This window comes from Streptomyces agglomeratus (assembly GCF_001746415.1).
Lineage (GTDB): Bacteria > Actinomycetota > Actinomycetes > Streptomycetales > Streptomycetaceae > Streptomyces > Streptomyces agglomeratus.
The window spans coordinates 239,929-259,366 of sequence record NZ_MEHJ01000002.1 but is presented as its reverse complement, the minus strand read 5'-3'; the positions used below and the strand labels follow the sequence as shown (position 1 = coordinate 259,366).

General features: G+C 68.1%; 20 protein-coding genes and 3 pseudogenes. 14 read left to right on the top strand and 9 right to left on the bottom strand.

All coding sequences use genetic code 11. The features are described from left to right. The first annotated feature begins 75 nt into the window (after nt 1-75). Nucleotides 76-618, top strand: a complete 543-nt coding sequence (locus AS594_RS42165) for a hypothetical protein (RefSeq protein WP_069931162.1) — start codon at nt 76-78, stop codon at nt 616-618. Nucleotides 619-748: 130 nt separating this feature from the next. Then, the gene (locus AS594_RS37910) at nt 749-1,324 is read left to right on the top strand and encodes a hypothetical protein (protein WP_069936100.1); all 576 of its coding nucleotides are present in this window, start codon (nt 749-751) and stop codon (nt 1,322-1,324) included. Between the two features lie 183 nt (nt 1,325-1,507). Here the strand turns inward: AS594_RS37910 and AS594_RS37905 are convergent, their stop codons facing one another. Beyond that, the gene (locus AS594_RS37905; RefSeq protein WP_069931160.1) at nt 1,508-1,801 is read right to left on the bottom strand and encodes a PLP-dependent aminotransferase family protein; all 294 of its coding nucleotides are present in this window, start codon (nt 1,799-1,801) and stop codon (nt 1,508-1,510) included. Nucleotides 1,802-2,704: 903 nt separating this feature from the next. Between AS594_RS37905 and AS594_RS37900 the strand changes: the two genes are divergently transcribed. Beyond that, nucleotides 2,705-3,109 (top strand): hypothetical protein, encoded by a 405-nt coding sequence (locus tag AS594_RS37900; protein WP_141746940.1) that lies wholly within the window; start codon nt 2,705-2,707, stop codon nt 3,107-3,109. Nucleotides 3,110-4,014: 905 nt separating this feature from the next. On the opposite strand, the gene AS594_RS37895 is transcribed toward AS594_RS37900, so the two are convergent. Further along, entirely contained in the window at nt 4,015-4,848 is an 834-nt protein-coding gene (locus AS594_RS37895; RefSeq protein WP_069931158.1) for a YihY/virulence factor BrkB family protein, read from the bottom strand. A 185-nt stretch (nt 4,849-5,033) separates the two neighbouring features. Between AS594_RS37895 and AS594_RS45185 the strand changes: the two genes are divergently transcribed. Continuing rightward, nucleotides 5,034-5,219: a hypothetical protein gene (locus AS594_RS45185; protein WP_069931157.1), complete on the top strand. Its 186-nt coding sequence runs from the start codon at nt 5,034-5,036 to the stop codon at nt 5,217-5,219. Nucleotides 5,220-5,253: 34 nt separating this feature from the next. Here AS594_RS45185 and AS594_RS48215 read toward each other — a convergent pair. The 4 genes and pseudogenes from AS594_RS48215 to AS594_RS45180 form a co-directional block, all read right to left on the bottom strand. Beyond that, nucleotides 5,254-5,424: pseudogene (locus AS594_RS48215) on the bottom strand (DUF6286 domain-containing protein); the annotation flags it as partial. 735 nt (nt 5,425-6,159) lie between these two features. After that, nucleotides 6,160-6,386 (bottom strand): annotated as a pseudogene (locus tag AS594_RS46940) (hypothetical protein). Nucleotides 6,387-6,422: 36 nt separating this feature from the next. Continuing rightward, nucleotides 6,423-6,854 (bottom strand): Asp23/Gls24 family envelope stress response protein, encoded by a 432-nt coding sequence (locus AS594_RS37880; RefSeq protein ID WP_069936098.1) that lies wholly within the window; start codon nt 6,852-6,854, stop codon nt 6,423-6,425. Between the two features lie 544 nt (nt 6,855-7,398). Beyond that, nucleotides 7,399-7,560, bottom strand: coding sequence for a hypothetical protein (locus tag AS594_RS45180; protein ID WP_167368159.1), 162 nt, complete (start codon nt 7,558-7,560; stop codon nt 7,399-7,401). Nucleotides 7,561-8,087: 527 nt separating this feature from the next. On the opposite strand from AS594_RS45180, the gene AS594_RS37875 reads away from it, so the two are divergent. Further along, nucleotides 8,088-8,567 carry a hypothetical protein gene (locus AS594_RS37875; RefSeq protein ID WP_240509360.1) on the top strand — a complete coding sequence of 160 codons (480 nt, stop codon included), beginning with the start codon at nt 8,088-8,090 and terminating at the stop codon, nt 8,565-8,567. A 141-nt stretch (nt 8,568-8,708) separates the two neighbouring features. On the opposite strand, the gene AS594_RS37870 is transcribed toward AS594_RS37875, so the two are convergent. Beyond that, complete coding sequence (locus tag AS594_RS37870; protein WP_240509359.1) at nt 8,709-9,230, bottom strand: transposase; 522 nt, start codon at nt 9,228-9,230, stop codon at nt 8,709-8,711. 656 nt (nt 9,231-9,886) lie between these two features. Between AS594_RS37870 and AS594_RS37865 the strand changes: the two genes are divergently transcribed. The 3 genes from AS594_RS37865 (at nt 9,887) to AS594_RS37855 (ending at nt 11,226) form a co-directional block, all read left to right on the top strand. Continuing rightward, entirely contained in the window at nt 9,887-10,147 is a 261-nt protein-coding gene (locus AS594_RS37865; RefSeq protein WP_141746939.1) for a hypothetical protein, read from the top strand. A gap of 99 nt (nt 10,148-10,246) precedes the next feature. Then, the gene (locus AS594_RS37860) at nt 10,247-10,609 is read left to right on the top strand and encodes a hypothetical protein (protein WP_069936096.1); all 363 of its coding nucleotides are present in this window, start codon (nt 10,247-10,249) and stop codon (nt 10,607-10,609) included. A gap of 329 nt (nt 10,610-10,938) precedes the next feature. Then, on the top strand, nt 10,939-11,226 hold the full coding sequence (locus AS594_RS37855; protein WP_167368158.1) for a peptidase inhibitor family I36 protein: 288 nt from the start codon (nt 10,939-10,941) through the stop codon (nt 11,224-11,226). Between the two features lie 560 nt (nt 11,227-11,786). On the opposite strand, the gene AS594_RS45175 is transcribed toward AS594_RS37855, so the two are convergent. Then, complete coding sequence (locus AS594_RS45175; protein WP_167368157.1) at nt 11,787-11,927, bottom strand: hypothetical protein; 141 nt, start codon at nt 11,925-11,927, stop codon at nt 11,787-11,789. A 167-nt stretch (nt 11,928-12,094) separates the two neighbouring features. Here AS594_RS45175 and AS594_RS37850 point away from each other — a divergent pair, with 167 nt between their 5' ends. From AS594_RS37850 to AS594_RS42145, 3 genes are all read left to right on the top strand, one after another. Next, nucleotides 12,095-12,472, top strand: a complete 378-nt coding sequence (locus AS594_RS37850; protein ID WP_069931152.1) for an STAS domain-containing protein — start codon at nt 12,095-12,097, stop codon at nt 12,470-12,472. A 145-nt stretch (nt 12,473-12,617) separates the two neighbouring features. Beyond that, nucleotides 12,618-12,830: an ATP-binding protein gene (locus AS594_RS42150; protein ID WP_141746938.1), complete on the top strand. Its 213-nt coding sequence runs from the start codon at nt 12,618-12,620 to the stop codon at nt 12,828-12,830. Next, on the top strand, nt 12,812-13,021 hold the full coding sequence (locus AS594_RS42145) for an ATP-binding protein (RefSeq protein WP_079148537.1): 210 nt from the start codon (nt 12,812-12,814) through the stop codon (nt 13,019-13,021). The genes AS594_RS42150 and AS594_RS42145 overlap by 19 nt, the downstream gene beginning before the upstream one ends. 593 nt (nt 13,022-13,614) lie before the next feature. Here the strand turns inward: AS594_RS42145 and AS594_RS37840 are convergent. Then, nucleotides 13,615-14,852 (bottom strand): IS3 family transposase gene (locus AS594_RS37840; protein ID WP_240509408.1). Its coding sequence is split into 2 segments (ribosomal slippage): nt 13,615-14,526 and nt 14,529-14,852, totalling 1,236 coding nucleotides; the frame shifts between segments, so codons are not numbered across the junction. 130 nt (nt 14,853-14,982) lie between these two features. On the opposite strand from AS594_RS37840, the gene AS594_RS37830 reads away from it, so the two are divergent. The 3 genes and pseudogenes from AS594_RS37830 (at nt 14,983) to AS594_RS37820 (ending at nt 19,433) form a co-directional block, all read left to right on the top strand. Further along, nucleotides 14,983-15,669, top strand: a complete 687-nt coding sequence (locus AS594_RS37830; RefSeq protein ID WP_069931150.1) for an HAD family hydrolase — start codon at nt 14,983-14,985, stop codon at nt 15,667-15,669. A 7-nt stretch (nt 15,670-15,676) separates the two neighbouring features. Further along, nucleotides 15,677-15,922: pseudogene (locus AS594_RS37825) on the top strand (helix-turn-helix domain-containing protein); the annotation flags it as partial. Nucleotides 15,923-16,328: 406 nt separating this feature from the next. Beyond that, nucleotides 16,329-19,433 (top strand): non-ribosomal peptide synthetase, encoded by a 3,105-nt coding sequence (locus AS594_RS37820; RefSeq protein WP_167368156.1) that lies wholly within the window; start codon nt 16,329-16,331, stop codon nt 19,431-19,433. Nucleotides 19,434-19,438: the final 5 nt, after the last annotated feature.

The window sequence follows — 19,438 nt, the reverse complement described above, 5'->3', positions numbered from 1 at the left end:
GTGACGTCAGCAGGCTCCTTTACAGAGCACGGTTTTCGGGGTCGGCCGCAGCTGCGGCCGACCCCGAAAACCCATGTGACCAAGAAGCCGGTAAAGACGAACGTCATCGGCGACAAGAGCTACAGCTCGAGGGTGATCCGCAAGCAGACGCAGCGTCCGTTTCTATCGGAGCGTCCCCCGGCGCCGTCTCACCGAGTCTTCGGCACCCCCGAGCGGGCTCAGCAAACCCTGGACAGCCGGATCAGCTACCTCCAGCAGCAGCCGATTCCCGCCCACCGGCGCACCACGGCCGACCCCGAGGCCGAGCCGCTGGGCCAGGTCCGCGACCACCTGCAGAGACTCACCGATCCGGAACCTCAGCTGAACGCGGACCGTATCCGCGCCTGCCTCGAACAGGCGATGCCCCACCACCGCCGGACGTACGAGCCGTGCCTCAGCCGCGCACGACCAGGCACACGCCCACGATCTGTCGGCGAGCCCACCGGCCAGGTGCAGCTGGGACCCGCCGCCCTGAGCGCGCCCATGCCGCACTCTCGCCGCTTCTGGGTTGGGGAGCAGGGACGCCGCCCTATATCGGGAGACGGGGCGGCAGGGTATGCGGGAGACTCGGCCGGGTGATTGTGATGCAGCCCGTGCTGGAGATATGCGCTTCTGACAGCTTTGCTCTGTGGCCTGTCGCCGAGGGGGAGCAGTTCAGTACTTGGCACTCAACCGTGAGCTCACCTCTGCCGAGGTAGGAACAGCGGTGATGAGCATCGCCCAGAACAACGACATCCACCCCGACCCCGGCGCGGGGGACAACCGCCCGCCTCGGCCGGCTGACGCGCTCGCGTCCTTCCTGCACGGGCTGTTGACCTTCGACACCCTCTTCGCCGCCGGCGGCCTGCGGGTCATGGACACACGTACAGGCGTCACACTTCTACCCGGCTGCTGCAGCGGGCTGGAGGACTGGCGTGAGTGGTACACCGTCTTCGACGGCGGGAAACCGGCCGACCTGGGCCATGACCCTGACCCGCTCGCCGAACTTCACGGTGGCACCGTCCGACTCGTCGTCGACGCCGAACAGAGCGACTCTCCAGCGATCGAGTTGTCCGCCATCGAGCTTCGTCACCTGCTGGACGGGGCTGAACGCGACCTCACCGATTTCCACGCAGTGGCAGCCGACTGGCTCCGCCGACACCTCCCCGACCACGCGCACCCCGTCAGTGCGGCACTCGCCCGCCTTCTCGCCCTACTGACCGCGGCCGCGCCGCCAGGTCCCCAGCGAAGAATCGACGCCCCAGTTGCGAAACCTGGGCCCAAGTCAACCAGGCCGTCCTGGTAGACGACCTCGCCCGAGATCATCGGCCAGCGCACGATGTCGATCGTGCCGCCGACGGGCGGGTTGGTGAACAACTCGGGCCGCGTGTCACGCAGGTGGGCGTATAACGACTGCGGGTGTGGTTCACCAGCTTACCCACCCCGACGGTGCCCAGCTCGCGTCGGCTCTGCGCGGGCACGGCGTGCGTCACGCGGCCACCGCCAGCCGGGCGGCGCCAATGTCGGCGACGAACGCGTCGACCGCCGCCCGAGTGACATACCCGACGGTGATGAAGTCCGCCAATGACCCGGTGCACGCCAAATGCCACTTGTCGACCACCCACGCCGGCGGCCGGTCGAACGCCACAGTCGGCGAGCCGGGGAAGTGCCCAGGGTGCGCACCGGCGTTCTCCAGCCGCTCACGTGCGTAGACGGCCCTGCCCTGGCACCGCTCGACCAACGTGGTCGCATCGGTGTGGCCCAGCGACCGTGCCGCGCCCACCGCAGCAGGGCGGCCAGGCCGCTGCGGGAGCAGGCCACGGTGCGGTCGCTGGCCGCCACGTACTCGCCACCGTCCTGGGCGGGCAGCAGGTCGCGGCGCACCAGCGCAATGCCCGCCGGTAGCGGCAGGCCGAGGACCTTGTGGCCGGAGATGTTCACCGAGTCCGCGCCGTGCGCGAACGACCAGTTCGGCACCGGGTCGCTGTGCGCGGCGACCAGGCCTCCGCCCGCCGCGTCGACGTGCACGTAGACGGCCCGGGCGCCGAGGCGGCCTTCCGCAGGGCGACGTTGTCATCAACCCGCCGCCCATCGTTGCGCCGCACGTGGCCACCACGATCGCACCGGGACCCGCCCGTACACCGGGCGGATACGGCGGGCGCCGGACGAACGACTGGCCAGGTCTTCGAGCCGAACTCCAGGAGGCCGGGGAAGCCAAGCCCCCGCCGCTCCTCCTCGCGCAGGGAGTCGGCGAGCTTCGGCAGGCGATCGGTGTCGGGCCGCCGAGTCGGACGGCTGCGCCCCGATGGCCAAGGCCGCCTCGCACGGCCATGGGTCAGGTATCGCGCCCATGTCATCGACTCCACGGGCATTGGCCCGCCGGGTGTGTCAGCCCATCTACGCGCCACCCGAGACCTTGGCGGCCGCGCAGCTGGTGCGCGCACCGCCGCGCGGGAGGAAGCAGCACAACCACCTCCCCCTCCCGCCCCGTGGACCACTCCGGTTCGGCGACGGGCATCGTCGCCCGATGTCCCGTACGCCACGCCAGGCGACGAGGCCGTTCAACGAACCGCAGCCGACGGCCGCGCCTACCTGACCAACGGCTCAAAGAGGATGACCCGGTCGGCCTCGACATCGAAGCCGAGCACCGGGTCAGTGCGAGGTACCAAATGGCACAATGCCGGGCATGGCCGACGAGAATGCTGTCACGGAGACTGATCTGACCCAGCTCGCGCGCTTCTTCGAGCGGCGGTGCTGGGAGGAACTTGAGGCTACCGGTGGCATGTCCTTCTTCCTGGAGAAGGAGGGGTTCACGCTGACGTACCAGACCCCGCCCAACACCCTAGTATCCAAAGACCACGCCAAGGATTTCGTAGGTGGTTGGCTCGACCGGCATCCGCCGGCGCGCTTTTGCGCCATGGCCGTCGAGATGGCCTTGCTGGCAGATGAGCTTGCCCGCCAGGCGAGTTCCAACGCCGACTGGCAAGTGCGGCAGGCGTGGAAAGTCCTGGCCCGCTCGGCCTGCCGCCTCTGGCCCGACCATTGCGACCTCCTGCCGGCATGGACAGAAACGCAGTCGCCAATGGGGTGACCTGGAATGATCTGCGCATGACCATGGGGGCGGGGAAGTACCGCGGCGAGCGCGCTGCCCGCAGCCGCGGTGTCGAGTATGGCGCGTGCCGTGGCGGGGAGACGGCCCGCGTTGTGAAAGGCGGCGCGCTTCGCGGCGGTTCACGCAGGGGCCGTACGTGTCCGAATAGGGGGCTCGCCCAGGAGACGGTGGGCGAGTATGCGGCGCAACAGCGCGTCGTCGGGCACCTCAGCGACGGTGGCAGACATTGACCACCGGCGGATCAGTTTTGATTGTGTCATGGCCGGGTTCACTCGCGCGAGGCGCCCGCATGGTATTGGTCTTTTCTGCTGACGACCCCAGCTGGCGGCCCAGTGGGACGGGATCACGACAGGCTCGTGCACGCGTCAGGATGGCGCAAGGTCGCTGCCGTCTTCGACGAGCCTCATCTGGCCCCGTGTGACGCCGGGGCCGTGGTCCCACCGCATCGATACCGAACTGGTCGGCGACTCCGACCTTAGGAAGGACCCGGAGCGCGCGGTGACCTGGCGGAGCAGCTGGAGGCCATTGCCCTTGACTGGCACTGCCCGTGGAGCCAGGACTGGCAGCGGCACTACCGCGCCCTGTCCCACCTGTTCGGCACCGACGGCACACTGCCCGACGTTGAACCGAGTGTGACGGTGGGCCAGGCCGCCAAGCGGCTGCAGGTGCCCGCATCGGGCTTCCCGGGGGCGTGAGAGAGGGGCAGGTTCTTAGAAGCACGACCGAGGAGGTCAAGGTGCCGTACGGCTCGTACACCAACGTCCTCAAGACCAAGGACGACTCCCCGCTCGAACCCGGCGTGGTCGAGCACAAGTACTACGCCAAGGGCGTTGGCTCGTCAGCGTCGACAAGCCCTGAGTACCTTGTTCTTATCCCTTGGTCACTCACCTTCGCCGTTTCAGTGCGTGTGCCATGCGTGGGAGTTCTTCGTACAGCAATCGGCCGACCAGCGCTCCGCCGAAGACAACGACACCCACACCGACCAGCCAGGACTGGATGACCAGGACGGTTCCAACTGGGCCGTAGCTGACGGTGTTGGATGCGATCAGCGGCGAGAAGACGAGCCGGGAGAAGACCCGCAGGCCAAGCAGCCCGATCATGGTGGCGACCGCGCCGGGCAACAGGGCACTCCAGAGGATCCGCCCGCCGAGCAGCATGCGCTGGGACCACCAGATGAACAGGACGGCGCTCAGCGACGCGACGGTCCCACCCGCTAGGGGCTCGCGCCGCAGCGTGGTGGTGGCGGAGACGAAGAGGTATCCGGTGAGTACGCCGAGCCACACCACATGCCGCCATCTCGCCCACCAGCGGGCCGGCGGCAGGTCCCAGACCTTTTCGTAGCCAGTCTGCACCGCCGCCCCCAAGGTCAGGCCGAACACGGCGAGGGCGGCGATGCCGAAGGCGGTCGTGGTCCGCAGGGCCTGGCCGGGACGGGTGAACAATTGCTCGACGTCTGCTCTGGAGGTGGTCGACACGCCGAGCCCGTTCCCCAGCCACTGCGCGAAACCCCGCCCGTGCTCGGGATCGGCAGAGGAGACAATGATCAACAGTGGCACCAGAGTGAGGAACCCCAGCGCCGCGAAGCCCAGCGAACGCGACCCCAGCTCAAGAGCACTGCTCCGCCGCCATCCACGCCCGACTGGTGAACGGCTGATCACGCGGCGCAGCCGTCCGAACCAGGATGAACGGTCCGCGGCACTAGAAGGCTTCATCGGCATCCCTGTCGACTACCACGGTCGGAGCCCTCACCGCGCGAGGGCGCGACGCAGAGGTTCCCCGAAGCCTGGCAGGACAAGGAGCTACCGGGGGTCGGCCTTGGGCTGTGCCTGCCCGTGGGGGCGGCTCGCACCGGCCCGGATCAACGGCTCAGGAGGACAGGCCATGATCCGTGCAGCCGATATCTGTGAGTGGCGCAACCGCAAGGCGTCTGGCCCTGGCGGACCGGGCGTTGCCCGTGGCGATGTACGGGCGCGAATCTCACGTGGCGGCACTTGGCGCCGTTGTTCGGGTCTCGAAGGTCGCCATCGACGCCGGCAGCCGCCTCGTCGAGGCGATCGGCGTTCTGCCGCCCGGCCTGCCCGGGCTTTGATCTTCCGGTGGCCGACTGAGACCTGCGCCGACTGGACGCCGGGCACCCGCATGGCCCGGTCGCGCAGGATCAGGGCGGCCGCGCGGCGGTCGAGCCCGGCGCGGACCTCCTGTGTCCCCGGGACGCCGGTGGGCTGCCGCACGGGCAGCAGTCTGCGCCGTCCCGGTGTCACGGCCAGCAGGAAGAGCCACAGGCCGAGGGCCATCGCCAGTGCGGCCCGACGATCATCAGATGTCGTCCAGGGGCGTGTGGACAGTTCCTCGCGAGCCGCCGTCGCCAGCGCATCGCGGACTGGCCTGCCCGTACCGAGACCACGTCGTACAGGAGCAGTCCAATGGCCGCGGCGGACAGTAGTGCCGCCAAGGCGCGGGAATCCGCCGCGCCGACCAGAAACGTCGCGGCGGCCTGCCTGATGTCTCGTCGCCGCCCTCGTACCCGCCCGGGGCGCTGTCGGCGGACGGAGTCGCCTGTCCGGTATCGGATGGAAGGCGGCTGGCACCGGGGGCTGCCGCAGGTGTTCGCGCTCATCGCACCCTCTCCTGGCCCGTGGCTCGAATGCATCGAGTGCAGTGTCTCGACCGACACACGGACACATCCATGGCGGCCCATGTCCTGAGCCGTTCGGTAACCTTTCCCGGCGCACTGCGCCCGATGTCGACGGATAGTCGAGCTCGACAGTGATGTGCATCCGTACCTCCCGATCACCGCCTGCCGTCGGCGCAGACCCGGCGTCTCGCGCAGGGGTATTCCCCTCGGAGGGCCGGTGCACGGACGCCGTCACGCGAGGCGTCCGGTGATCAGGCGGCACGTGGCTGGCCTCCGGCGTAATGGCCCAGAGCCTCGCGCGCTACTAGGGAAGCGATTTTCGCGACGACCCGGTCGGCGACGATGATCGCGCCGCGCTCCGCGGGGTATGACCGGCCTCCGACCGGCTTCACGGTCACCGCTGCCAGTCTCCTCGAGCCCGTCTCCGATCATCGCGGATCCGCTCCTGCCGGTCCGGCGACGGACAAAGTCGCCCGGTTCGAGATCGCCTTCCACAAGCCGCCCGACTACGAGACCGGCGGCGCCCAGCCCCAGCACCAGCACAAAAGCCCAGAAGCCGCCGAAATACGCGGCGAAACCTAGCGCCATCCCGGCCATCAAGCCCACCATGGCCCTGCTCATCACACGCTCCCTCACTCAAGCAGCGGCTCAACCCGGCTACTCGACCCGCTGCCGCTCTTCCCCTTCGCCCTCCTCGTCGGGCAGCTTCACATCACTGACCATGATGTTGACTTCCACGACGTCCCGACCTGCCATCCGTTCCACCGCGGAGATCACGCTCTCCCGCACCGCACCGGCCACGTCCGTGATCGAAACGCCGTAGTCGACGACGATCTCCAGATCGATGGCCGCCTGCAGTTCCCCTACTTCGACACTGACTCCGCGCGTGACGGATTTGCCGCCACCGGGGCCCGGCATCCGCTCGCGCATGGACCCCATGGAGCGCGCGAACCCACTGCCCAGGGCATAGACGCCGCGCACGTCCCGCGCTGCGATTCCGGCGATCTTCTCCACCACGACATCGGCGACCGTCGTCCGACCGCGCGAGCCGGGCGCACCGCCCTGCCTGACGCCAACATTCTCAGCCATCAGGCAAATCCTTCGTTTATCGAGTCATTCGACGCTCTTAAAACACATTACAGTCGTTTTAGGGCGTTTGTTCGGTGAGCGGGCTGGGGGCGTACGAGTGCCACGAGCGCCGCTATCCATCCACCGGGCGGCCACTGACCAAAACCGCCGAACATCTGAGGGCCACACTGCTCAACACGGCCGAGGAGTAACTCGGCCTGCCCGCCGTCGCAGGCCCGACTCACCGCGGTGCTGGGAAACCGACCAGTCACGGTGGAACACCGCGACCATCCACCCGGCAGGCACATCCAAGTCCAGCTCGCGGTGGCCCCCGGACATCACCCCTTGGACGTCGCCCGCGCCGTCCGCGCAGCGGTAAGCAAAGCAGCCACCCGTGACACCCCAGGCCCGACCACCGTTACCGTCCTCATCACCGAAACCGCGGCCAATCCAGGCGCCAACGGCACCTCGACGCTTCGGGCCTGATCTGGTCCAATTTCTCCGGCCGCGCCCACTGCATTCCCCTGCCCGCACGCACAGACACCGCGCCTCGGCCTTGCCATTTCTACTGTCGGCGCCTCAGCACTCTCCGGATCAGTAGGAAGGCCGCAAGGGCAACCAGGGAAATCCCTATGAGGATCACAATTGCCCCGAGGGCGACCAGGACCGTCCCAAGCAAGATCAAAATAGTCCCGATGATAAGAAGAAACATGGCGAGGACGGTCACGGTCTCCTCCTGTTCCCCTCCCGCCTCTGGCTCCTTCCCACCCTCTATCGCAACATTCGTGGATAAATCCACCAGTCTGTCGCCCCAGTGAAACCCGCCTACCGAAGGGCATCCTGTTGGCCACCAGGTGGTAGCACTGGCCTGTAGCCCATAGCTGTGACCTGGGCAGACAGCGAACGAGCCAAGGTCTCCGAAGCCGTTGCCGTACAGCAAAGAAGCAAGAATCGGAACCGGTACGCAACGCCGGCCGCGTTGGAAACGGGCGGGATCGACGCGGCGTTCGTCGCGGCCGCGGGCGGCTCGGCGGTCGGTACCGGGGCTGGCCGCCTGCCCCGGCGTCGCTCGGCGGGATCAGGGTCTCGTCGGCGGAGACCAAACCGATCAGGACCAGCAGTGTCACCGTTAGAAGCCGTTGTCTTTCCGAATGTGATTGCTGCGTTTCGCTGCTCGGGCATGATGCCGACGGTTCTGCGGCAGGGACGACACGTCGTGTTGTTTCGTCGGGAGGTATGCAGGTGCCGTCGGTGATGGGGATGTTGGAGGCTCGGGAGTCGGCTGCCCGGGTGCGGGTGGAGGAACTGCGCGCGGAGGCGGACCGGGTTCGGGCCGAGCTGGCGGAGGCGGAAGCCGTGCTGGAACGGCGGGTCGTCGCGCTCGTGGAACTGGCCGAGGTCCTGGCCGCAGGTGCTGTGCCGCAGGAGCCGGTCCGGCCGGCACCGGTTCCGGTCGAGGTGAAGGAGCCTGTGGCCGGTTCGGTGGTCCCCGAGTGGTGCGAGGGTGTCACGGCTCAGGTGCTTGCTCCCGAGTACCGGAGGCTGCTGGCCGTGCTGGAGGCCAACAGCGGCGGGGAGGGGCTGCGGGCGAAGGACCTGGCTGCCCGGCTGGGCCTGGAGTTGGTGCCGGCGAAGGTCGAGGGTGTGCGGGTCAAGGCAAAGCGGCTGGTCGCGCGGGGCTGGCTGGCCGAGGACCGGCCGGGCCTGTTCATCCTCCGTTGCCCGGCGGAGTGAGTGATCAGGTGCGGCGGCGGGCGAGGCGGCGTCCTATGAGCATGGCCATCGACCACTGCACCACGGCTTCGCTGGTGGCGGGCCGGGTCTCGTAGTCGCGGGCCAGGCGACGGGGAGCGCATCAGCCAGCCCAGGGTGCGTCTACGCACCAGCGTCGGGGCAGTACGACGAAGCCGTGCATGTCGTCGCTGCGCTTGACGATCTCCAGGGTGAGGCGGAGTTTGTTCCTGGCCCAGTCGACGAGGCGGCCCGCGTAGCCGCCATCGGCCCACACGAGCCGGATCTTGCGGTGGCGGGCAGCAGGCGGGGCAGCATGCCGCAGGCGGCGTCCCGGTCAGCGACGTCGGCCGGGGTGACCAGCACCATCAGCAGCAGACCAAGGCAGTCCACGATCAAGTGCCGCTTGCGGCCGTTGAAGCTCTCGGCCCCGTCGAAGCCCCGTGACGGCGCCGGGACGGACGCGGCTGCCTTGACCGACTGCGAGTCGACGATCGCGGCCGTCGGTTCCGTCTCCCGGCCCTCGCTCTCGCGAACCCGGCTGCGCAGTCGGTCGTGGAACTCGGTGACCAGGCGATGGTCGCGCCAGCGGCGGAAGAACGCGTAGACGCGGTCCCAGGCGGGAAAGTCCGCGGGCATCGCCCGCCACTTGATCCCGTTGTCCACCCGTTGTCCACGAGATACCGGATTGCGTCGATCATCTGCCGGTGGCAGTAGCCCTCCGGCTGGCCGCCCTTGCCGTTCATCCATGCCGGCACCGGTAGCAGGCTGCGGACCATCGACCACTCCGCGTCGGTCATGTCCGACGGGTAGCGTCGCACACGCTCGCCACGATCGGCCGCGTTGCCGTACACGTGCGCGAGGCAATCACACGGCCGGGCGGGCGAGTTGGACGCAGCAGGCAACGATACGGAAGACTGCGGCACCAGGGCCTCCTGTTGCTCATGGACTTCGACACCCACGAGCTGTGCAGGAGGCCCTGCTTCCATGCCCGGCAAGCCGGAAATCACCCACCCGAGTCGCCGCACTCGAACCCACGCTCACCATGATCGGTACGACAACGGCTTCTAACTCCAGAGGGCAAGACAGAGGGGACCCAGCGGCCGGAGATCCGCCGCGACGGATGCTGACTGCCCCTACATTCCGACCCCTCCAGACGCCTGCTTCGCCATGAATCGCTTACCTCGCCGGTTGCCAGGGCGTACCGGCACGGGCGAGAGCACCATGGCGGGGGAGTGGGTATGGCGGCGGGACGGCGGCGCAGGACAGGCGCGGTACGGCAAAGCGGCGGGCGGATCGCTCCCGAGCACCGCAACGGCGCCATGAGCCAGGTAATTGCGTCACGGCTGCCCTGCGGCGTTTGCGGATCGGGCAAGATCCGCGTCACCACCAGCAGCCAGAAGTACGAACAGTGCCGACAGACGCACGAGAAGCGCCGCAAGCGACGCACCGAGCTGCGCCGTACCGCAGCGCGGCAGCCCCTGTTGTGGCTGATCGGCCAGCGAAGCCAGGAGAGCGCCCTGATGCTCGCGCGCTACGCCGCCTGGCAAGACCTGGGACCTGACCCACTGCCACGCGGCTGAAGACCCCTGGAGCGACTGCAACTGCACCTCGACTCGGTCCACCTCCTGGACGCCGAACTCAAACGCCGCTACGCCGCGGGATCGCCGCTTGCCCAGCCCTTGGCCATATCCGACCGGCAGGCATCCGCTCTTCGGCGTCGCCTGTTCGCCGATCTGGCCGTCGGCCGCCGCACTGTGAACAGCCTCATCCACCTCGACGACCGCCTGGGCGAGCAGCAAGCCGTGCTGCATACGCCCCACGCCTTTGCCGTCTTCGCCTCCCAGTACGGCTACCACGCCGCCGTCATCATTTTCCGTCGCAGCGCGCTGCCCAGGAGCTTGTCCTGGCAGTCCGCCACACCGCACCTGCCGACTTTGGCGCGGGCGGCGGCCGACATCGGCCTTCGGCATGTCGAGACGCATGACCGCCTGGATGAGATCACCACGATGAACAATGCACTCGAAGCGATCCCGGCCCTGTAAGGGCACGGCGGTAACCGAGGCGCTTCGTTGCCGTTCTTCCTCCGTGATGCGGTCGCTGAGATCAAAGGGCTGGCCGTGGCAGCATTTCGGCCAGAGTCACAGAAACAGGGGCATCCCATACAAGGCTGAGAGAGAGTGCACGGAGAAAGCCTCGCTTCCCGAAGTGGAACAAGGCAACGGCCGGACTTCCCGGCCTTGTATGAATCGAAGGAGGGAACACCCTCATGCAACGGTTCACAGCACTCTGTGCGGCATTAGGACTCGCTGCGGCCGGAGCAGTCGCAGCCGTGCCCACCGCCCAGGCGTCTACCACCACTGTCCAACGGGACGTGTCGATCACCGCATACCAGGACTGCCCGGTCGGCTGGTTCTGCGCCTGGGAGGACGCTGGCGGCTGGGGCAGGATGGTGCGCTTCCAGACGGGCTCCGACGACCTCCGCGACTTCAACATGAACGACCAGATCTCCTCGGTATGGAACCGAACCGGCAGGACTTTCTGCACGTGGCTGAACATCAACCGCGACGGCGCCACGTGGCCCGTGGGGAACTGGCAGGGCGATACATCCCACTACAACCGGAACGACAACATCAGTTCCCTGCGGGTAGGGGCATGCTGATACGCCGTCCGAACTGACCTGGTCAGGGCTGGCCGTGCCTCTCTGACGCTGCTCGGGAGGTTCTGTTGGGTCAGTGAACACTCAGCGGCGTGGGACCGGATCGAGCTGCCTGATGTCGGGCCGATTCTGTCCACGGGCGGTGGAGGCCGGTTCCCGGCTATCTCGGTGGCCGGAGGTCGGCACGTCGTCCGTACGGCCCTCCTCAGTGACGGAGATATCGCCGGAGCCGGTGCAGTGCCAGGCTCAACACAGGGTAGTCAGAGCCACGTGGCTTCCAGGGCACGGCGACCTCCGGTCAGGGGGTAGCGGCGTGCGGCCAGGATGTCTCGGCGTCGCTGCCGATGTCGTCGGCGAACCGGGCGAGGACGGTGACGGCTTCCTGCTGGGAGAGGTACGGCGGGGCGATTTCGAGGGCGTTCTGGCCCCAGCCTTCCGCTGGCGGCGGCCATCTCGTCGACCAGGCGCCGCCCCGCGTTTGTCAGCGGGGTACCGCTCGGTTTCAGTATGGGTCGGTTCGGAGCGCTGCCATCAGCGGCAGAGGTTGGCCCCCGGTTTCCGGTCTAGGACGTCCGGGGGACTGGCTGAGGTGGCCTTGCTGGGTGACGAGCACGGCGTACGTACTTGCGGGCGGTGTAGGCGTTGTTGCGCTGCTTCTCGGCCTCGTCGCGGTGATCGACGGACAGGCACGGCTCTGCGGTCACGAGCTGGTCGTGGACGCCACCTTCGTTCGCTCTCTACCGGCCAAGGGTTGGCCAGGGCCTGTCACCACGTTAGGGCTGACATGATGCGCGCGTTGTCTGGGCAGGGCCCTGCGGTGGTTCCATAGCGGGCTGCCGCCTCAAGGTGGCCTGCGGATAAGGAGTTACAAGTGCCGGTGGAGAGACTGGTGATTACACCGGCGGTGGTGGAGCGGGACGCGGTGCTGGCGTTGGCCGGTGAGCTGGACCTGGGTGGCGAAGCGGTGCTGGCCCGGGCGGTCAGCGAGATGCTTGACGCCGGATACCGGCGGGTGGTGCTGGACTGCGCGGGCATCTCGTTCTGCGATTCACGCGGTTTCAACGCGCTGCTCGCGGCTCGTCAGGCCACGCAGGACGCCGGCGCGGTTCTGGCCTTGGCCGCGGTCCCAGAGCGCCTCCAGCACCTGCTGACGCTGGTCGGCGCAGAGGAGATTTTCACCACCGCCTCCACCGTTGAGCAGGCACGGCTCACGCTGGCCGCTGCCGACCGGCAGTCCGAACCCACGTAACCCATTCCCCGCGCGGCTCACCGGACCGGGCATGGACAGCGATCCCGTTCCAACCAGCGTGGCCCCCTTATCGGGCCATATGCAGGGCAGTCGTACCACCAGTACCAAGGGTTACCGACCGCCTGCCTCCGGGGGAACCACGATCATGAGCGAGAGCATGGAGCGTCACATCGACCTGGCCGACACGAGCGACGCGCCCGGCCAGGCCCGTGAGACCGCCACCGACTTCCTGGCCGACGCCGAACGCATCCGCGGGGAGCCGACCAGCCCGGACACCATCAGCGCGGTGCTGATCGTGGTCAGCGAACTGGTCACCAACGCCATTCGCCACGCCCCGGGGTGTGCACGCTGCGGCTGACCCTGCATGACGAGGGCGTGCTGATCGAGGTCAGCGACACCAGCCCCGTCCTCCCGCGCCCGGGCGCTCCGGATGTCACGGGGGCGACCGGCGGGTGGGGCCTGCAGATGATCGACCGGCTGGCCGGTGAGATCCAGACCGTGCCCGGCCCCGGCCCAGGAAAGACGGTACGTACCCGCCTGCCCTGGTGATCGTCCGGTCTGCCTGGGTGTGTGACCCCCGATGCCCTCTACGAGCTGCGCAGGCAGCTCGCCAAGGGGCCGACATCGCGTAGAGGGCGGAGCGCAGGGCGGCGGCCAGTTCGCGGGCCCGCCCCTCGCCGTCCACTTCGTACAGCACGAAGTAGACCGGGCCCGCGGAGGAGCCGGGCCGGATCTGCCGGGTGCGGATCAGCTGGATCACGGCCTCGCGAACGGCGTCGTGCGGCCCCGGGACTGGTGGCTCTCATGTAGCGGTGTCGCGTATTCGTCAGCGGAGAAGCGTTCACGCCTTGAAGGTATGACGGGCAGGTACGAGGTAGGGAGGGACAGCGCCCCCGGGCGAGGGGCTGACGATGCTCCTGTCCGCCCGGTGAGGTCGTTCCGTTCTAGAAGCGTGCCTGTTGAGACAGACATGGAACGTTTCTGTTCAGTGGTCGGAGGGTGGTCACCCCAAGAACACGGTAAAGACATGGGCCAGTCCAACGCGCTCCCCGCAGACGCGCATCCTGGAGAGCATGACGGGTGCGCGCATCGTCGTCACGAGCACGGGCCTTCCCCCGTGAAGGTGGGCACGCGGTTATTGATCACGCGGCGAGCGTGAGTTTAGCGGTGTGGTGTCGGCGTTCGTATTCGTTGGGGCTGAGGTGGCCGTTGGCGGAGTGCCGGCGGCGGGTGTTGTAGCGGGTCAGCCAGGCAAAGACGGTCCTGCGGCAGGTGCGGGCGTCACCGTAGTCGTGGGTGCCCTGGAGGGTCTCGCGTTTCAGGGAGGCGTGGAAGCTTTCGCAGGCCGCGTTGTCGGCGCTGGTGCCGACCGCGCCCATCGATCGGGTCACTCCGAACTGGTCGCAGAGGCCGGCGAAGGCCCGGGAGCCGTATTGGGCCCCGTGGTCGGAGTGGAACACGGCACCGTCCAGGCCGCCTCGGGTCGAGGCCGCCATCCGCAGTGCGTCGGCGACCAGGCCGGTGCGCATGTGGTCGGCGATGGACCAGCCGACGACCTTGCGGCTGAAGCAGTCCAGCACGGTCGCGAGATAGAGGAACTCCCCGTTTTTCAGGGGGAGATAGGTGATGTCGCCCATGTATTTCAGGCCGGGTTCGGTGGCGGTGAAGTCCCGCTGGAACAGGTCCGGGACCGGTGAGGTGGCCGGGTCCGGGACGGTGGTGCGCACGCGTCTGCGCAGGCGGATGCCGGTGATGGAGAACGTCCGCATGATCCGGGCGATCCGCTTTTCGTTGACCCGCCGTCCTTTCTCGCGGAGCTCGGCGGTCACGCGCGGGGAGCCGTAGGCGCCGCCGGATGCGCCGTGGACCTCGCGGATCTCCTCGGCCAGGACCCGGTCCTCCCGCTGCCGGGTGGCCCGGGCCTCGGCGCCGGCGAGCCATTTGTAGTAGCTGGACCGGTTCACGTCCAGGACCTGGCAGAGCCGCTTCACCTCGTAGGTGTTGCGATGGTCGTCAACGAACTGGAAGCGGCTCATCACCAGTTCGTCTCTCCGGCGAAATACTTGGCCGCCTTGCGGAGGATGTCCCGCTCGGTGGCGAGCTTGCGCTCACTTGCCTCGAGCTCGGCCACCCGGGCCTCCAACTGCCGCACCCGCTCGTTCGGATCAGCGGACGGCACCGCCTCCCGAGGCTGGGCGCCCGGCTTCGCAGCCGCGGCGGTGATGCCACGGCGTTCGCGGTCCCGCAGTACCCACTCACGCAGGGTCGCCCGGTTGACGCCCAGGTCAGCGGCGATGCTCTTGTAGATCGCCCCGGGTGTGGACTCGTACAGGGCCACGGCATCGGCCTTGAACTCGTCCGAATAGTCCTTCATCGCCATCGGCGGTCTTCTCGCTTCCTCCGGATCGAGCAGATCCAGTATCAGCGTGTCCACCACTCAGGGGGAGGCCCCCACTCCGCAAGACTGTCCCGCAAACTGCCTGATCAGAGCCTGATGGCATGATCGAAGCGTGATCAGTGAACCCGGCCAGTCTGGCGCGATGAGGTATGTCCTGTTTGATGTCGATGGCACGTTGATCGACGCGGTGGACAATCAGCGCCTGGTTTGGCGAACATGGGCAAAGCGGTACGGGCTGGACCCCGATGAGGTCTACCGAGTGGCGCTGCGGACGAGGCCGATGGAGACCTTCGCGCAGGTCGCTCCGGACAAGGACCCTGGGGAGTGCCTTGCCGCGCTGCACGAGCTGGAGGACGAGGACGTCCGCTCCGGCGCTTATGCGGCCTTCGGCGGCGCCTCGGAGTTGCTGAGTGCTCTGCAGCCCGGGTCCTGGGCACTGGTGACTTCGAACTATGAGCACCGGGTGCGTGGACGCTTCGCACGGACGGGCTTGCCGGTCCCGGAGGTCCTCGTGGATGCGGCCGCCGTTGAGGAAGGCAAGCCGTCTCCGGTGCCGTATCTGCAGGCAGCCGCGCGACTTGGTGCCAAGCCGGAGGAATGTCTGGTCATTGAGGACGCCCCTTCCGGGGTGGAGTCCGGGCTGCGTGCCGGAATGACGGTGTGGGGTGTCAACGCCCCTGCGGCGATGCACGGCGTGCATCGTCACTTCGGCAGCCTGCGCGAAGCGGTCCGCGACGTCCTTGCCGTCGTGACCGGACCCCGCCCTCACGGGCTGGAGGGATCCACCGCGGTGAAATGATCTTAATGTGGCTGGTGTGATCACGGCGTCGGAGCCGTCTTGGATAGTCCCGTTCTCCGGGCTGAGCCCGCGCCAGTTCATGAAACTGGTGACGGCGCTGCGCCGCTAGGGGGTCGACGCCACCCGCCGGGGCAGGCCGTGGAGCCTGCCGCTGGCAGACAGGACACTGCTGGTCACGGCGTACTGGCGCACAAACTTGACGATGCGCCAGCTCGCCCCGTTGTTCGGTGTTCGACAGGCTTGTGGCTGTCGTGCTCGCACTTGGCTTGCACGTCGGGATTTCCAGGCCAGGCCGCAGATGCCGGGCAGTATCCGCCTGTAGGGGGCTGGTCGACGTTGACGGGGCGTGGTCGCCGTCGGGCTTACAAGCCCGGGCGCCGCTACCCTGCCCGATTCCGAAGGCTCTCTTTTCCGCCATTCGAATCTACTCCGCAGGGCTCCGCAAAGCAGCAGTTCACGCAACTCTTACCGGGGATTGCACCAGGGGGATGAACGACCATTTCCCGTCATGAGCCGTTTATTTCATTGACGTGTACATCGATAGCAGCTCAAGATCGCCATAGTCTCTATTGGTGTGCGCCAGTGATTCCATGACCTGGGGTCGAGGCGCGGCTACGGGGGAAACCATGCCTGCCTTAGCAGGGCACCGAGTGGCGCCCTTGACACGTCAGCAACAAGCCGTATGGGCAGCGCAGCAGCTCGGCGCTGCCGGCGACGCGTACAACATCCCGGTCGTCCAACGATTAGCCGGACCGTTGGACACGACCGCCTTGGACCTGGCCCTGTGCCAGCTGATTGCCCGCCACCCGGTGCTGCGCTCACGTCCCGACGCGCAGGGCACATTCCTCGAGATGGGCGACCAGATCCCGGACGGTATCCTGCGGGTGCACGACATTCCGGGCCAAGACGGGCGTGAGTACGCAGCCGAGGCGGCCCGCATGCCCTTCGCGGCCGACGCCCCGCTGCGCCTGCGTGCCGACCTCTTCCGCAGCGGTCCGCAGGAGGCGGTGCTGCTGTTGCTGCTGGACCACATCGCCGTGGACGCGCCATCGGTCGGGCTGCTTCTGAATGACCTGTCCGCCCTCTACGCCGCGTACGCGGACGGGAGCGCGCCGCCTCCCCCTCCCGGCGAGCAGCACGGTTACTTCGCGTATGCGATGGCTCAGAAGGAGTTCGAAGAGTCGCCCGAGGGCCGCCAGGACGAAGAGTTCTGGATCGAGTACCTGCGGGGTGTTACCGCCGCGCCGGCCGCGTCGGATCGGCTCGTGGACGGGGATTTCAGCCCGCACACCTCGTCGGTCGACGTACGGGTGCCCGAGGACCTCCGGCATCGTTGCGAGCAACGGGGCATCACGCCGTTCGCCGCGCTGCTCGGCGCCTACTCGCTCACGCTGCAGCACTACTTCCGCACCGATGACATCGTTATCGGATACCCGGCCCTCGACTGGCGCCGCTCCCAGTACCCGGAAGTGGTCGGACTCTACTCCGAGATGCTCCCCTTCTGCCCGCCGACCCGGCAGGACAGGACCGCGGGCGAGTACCTCGAAGAGGTCCAGGACTCGCTGCTGGACTGCCTGGCCCACCAGGGCGGTTCACTCACGAAGGCATGGGCGGCCGTACGCAGTGGAACGCAGGCCGCCTCGGCCTCGGTGTTCCCCGCCATCATGTCGTTCAACGAGGCGACCGCCGACGAAGCGCTGCGCCTGTCGGGGGTGGATGCCCGGCGTGTCCCCATGGTGCCGCGCGACGGCAAGGCAGGCCTACTGCTGTCCGTCAACGCCGATGGCGTGGGCTTCAACGGCCGACTGGACTTCGTGCGCGACCAGTACCCCGCCTACATCGCCCGGAGCATCGCCCTCGCCGTCGAGACGGTGCTCGGACAGCTGTTGGTCACCCCCGGTCCCTCCGCGCTCCGTATGGCACTGGCCTGCGCCGAAGACCGAGCAAGTGCGGCCGCGCACGGCCACACGGACAGTGACGATGCGTCCCCGCCGCTGGTCGTCGGGGCCTTCGCGGAGCAGGTAGCAGCCCGGCCCGGTGCAGCCGCCCTCATCGAGGGTGAGCGCACCATGACCTACCGAGAGTTGGACGACGACAGCCGTCGCCTGGCCGCTCGCATCACCGCGCTGGGACTGCCCGAGCGAAGCACCGTGGCGCTGTGCCTGCCGCGGTCCGCCGCGTTCGTCGTCGCCGCTCTGGCGGTGCTCCGCTGTGGCATGGCATACCTGCCTGTGGACATGGCACAGCCGGCCAGAAGGCGTTCCTTTGTTGTGATCGACGCCGGTGCCGCGGCCGTTCTGGTCGGCGACGCCCGAACACGTGAGCAACTCACCACGGACTTGCCGGTCCTCGACGTCGGCGACCCCGATCCCGTGACAGATGTGGTCGGATTTGCCGACGCCCCGGTGGACCGTACGCAACCCGCATACCTCATCACCACGTCGGGCACCACGGGCCTGCCCAAGGCCGTCGTGGTCCCACACCGCGCCATCGCCAACAACCTGGCATGGAAGCGGCGTGCGTTCGACCTGGGCCCGCAGGACCGCTTCTACTTCAAGACGCCCCACGTTTTCGACGCCTCGGTGTGGGAGTACCTGGTTCCGCTGACGATCGGCGCGTCGATGGTGATCGCCGATGCCGACACACACCGGGATCCGGTTGCCCTCCTCGCGGACATGCGCCGACACAACGTGACGGTGGCTCAGTTCGTACCGACACTGCTCAAGGCCCTGCCCGGCGACGAGGGCCTGAGCGCCTGCCCCTCGCTGCGCTGGCTGTTCTGCGGGGGCGAGCAACTCGACCGCGCGGTGGTGCGGATGGCGGACCGCACGAGTACGGCCCGGGTCGTCAACCTCTACGGCCCCACCGAGGCCACCATCGACGCGACGTTCCACGTGTGCGAGGCCGACGACGACACTGGCCCCGTCATGCCGATCGGCCGCCCGGTGGACGGCGCATGGACATACGTGCTGGGCGTCGGCGGTCAGATCCTGCCCCCCGGATTCACCGGAGAACTGCATCTCGGTGGCGTCGTCCTCGCCGACGGCTACGTCAACCGCGACCAGCTGACGGCGGAGCGGTTCGTCGCCAGTCCGCTGGAGGAACACGCCGACGTGCCGACGCCGCCTCGGCTGTACCGCACCGGCGACCTGGTACGCAGGCGCGCCGACGGAGTGCTGGAGTTCATCGGGCGGGAAGACGGCCAGGTCAAGATCCGCGGGCTGCGCATCGACCTCGACGGCATCCGCAGCATGCTGCTGGAGCACGACGACGTGAAGGACGCCGCGGTGGTCGTGCATCCCCGCCGGAAGGACACGCTGGTGGCGTACGTCGTCGCCCCGGAAGGTACGACGGCCGAGGACACCCTCGGGCACCTGGCCGAGCGCCTTCCCGCCGAGCAACTCCCGGCGTACGTTGTGCGGCTGGACGAGCTACCGGTCACGGCGACGGGCAAGGCCGATGTCCGGGCCCTGCCGGTGCCGGAGGCGGGACAGGACGCCACCGCACAGACCGCGCCGCGCACCGCCCTGGAACAGCAGCTCACCGCCTTGTGGGCCGGGGCGCTCGGCGTCCCCCCGGAACGCGTGCCGAGGTCGGTGAGCCTCTTCGAACTGGGCGGCAGCTCGCTGACCCTCATTCAGCTGCACAGCAGCATCAGGCGGGAGCTGTCGGTGGAGGTGCCGATCACCGACCTGTTCAAGTACCCGACCGTATCGGCCCTCGCCGGCGCGCTCGGTCGCCGAGTCCGCACACCGCAGAACTAGGGGAA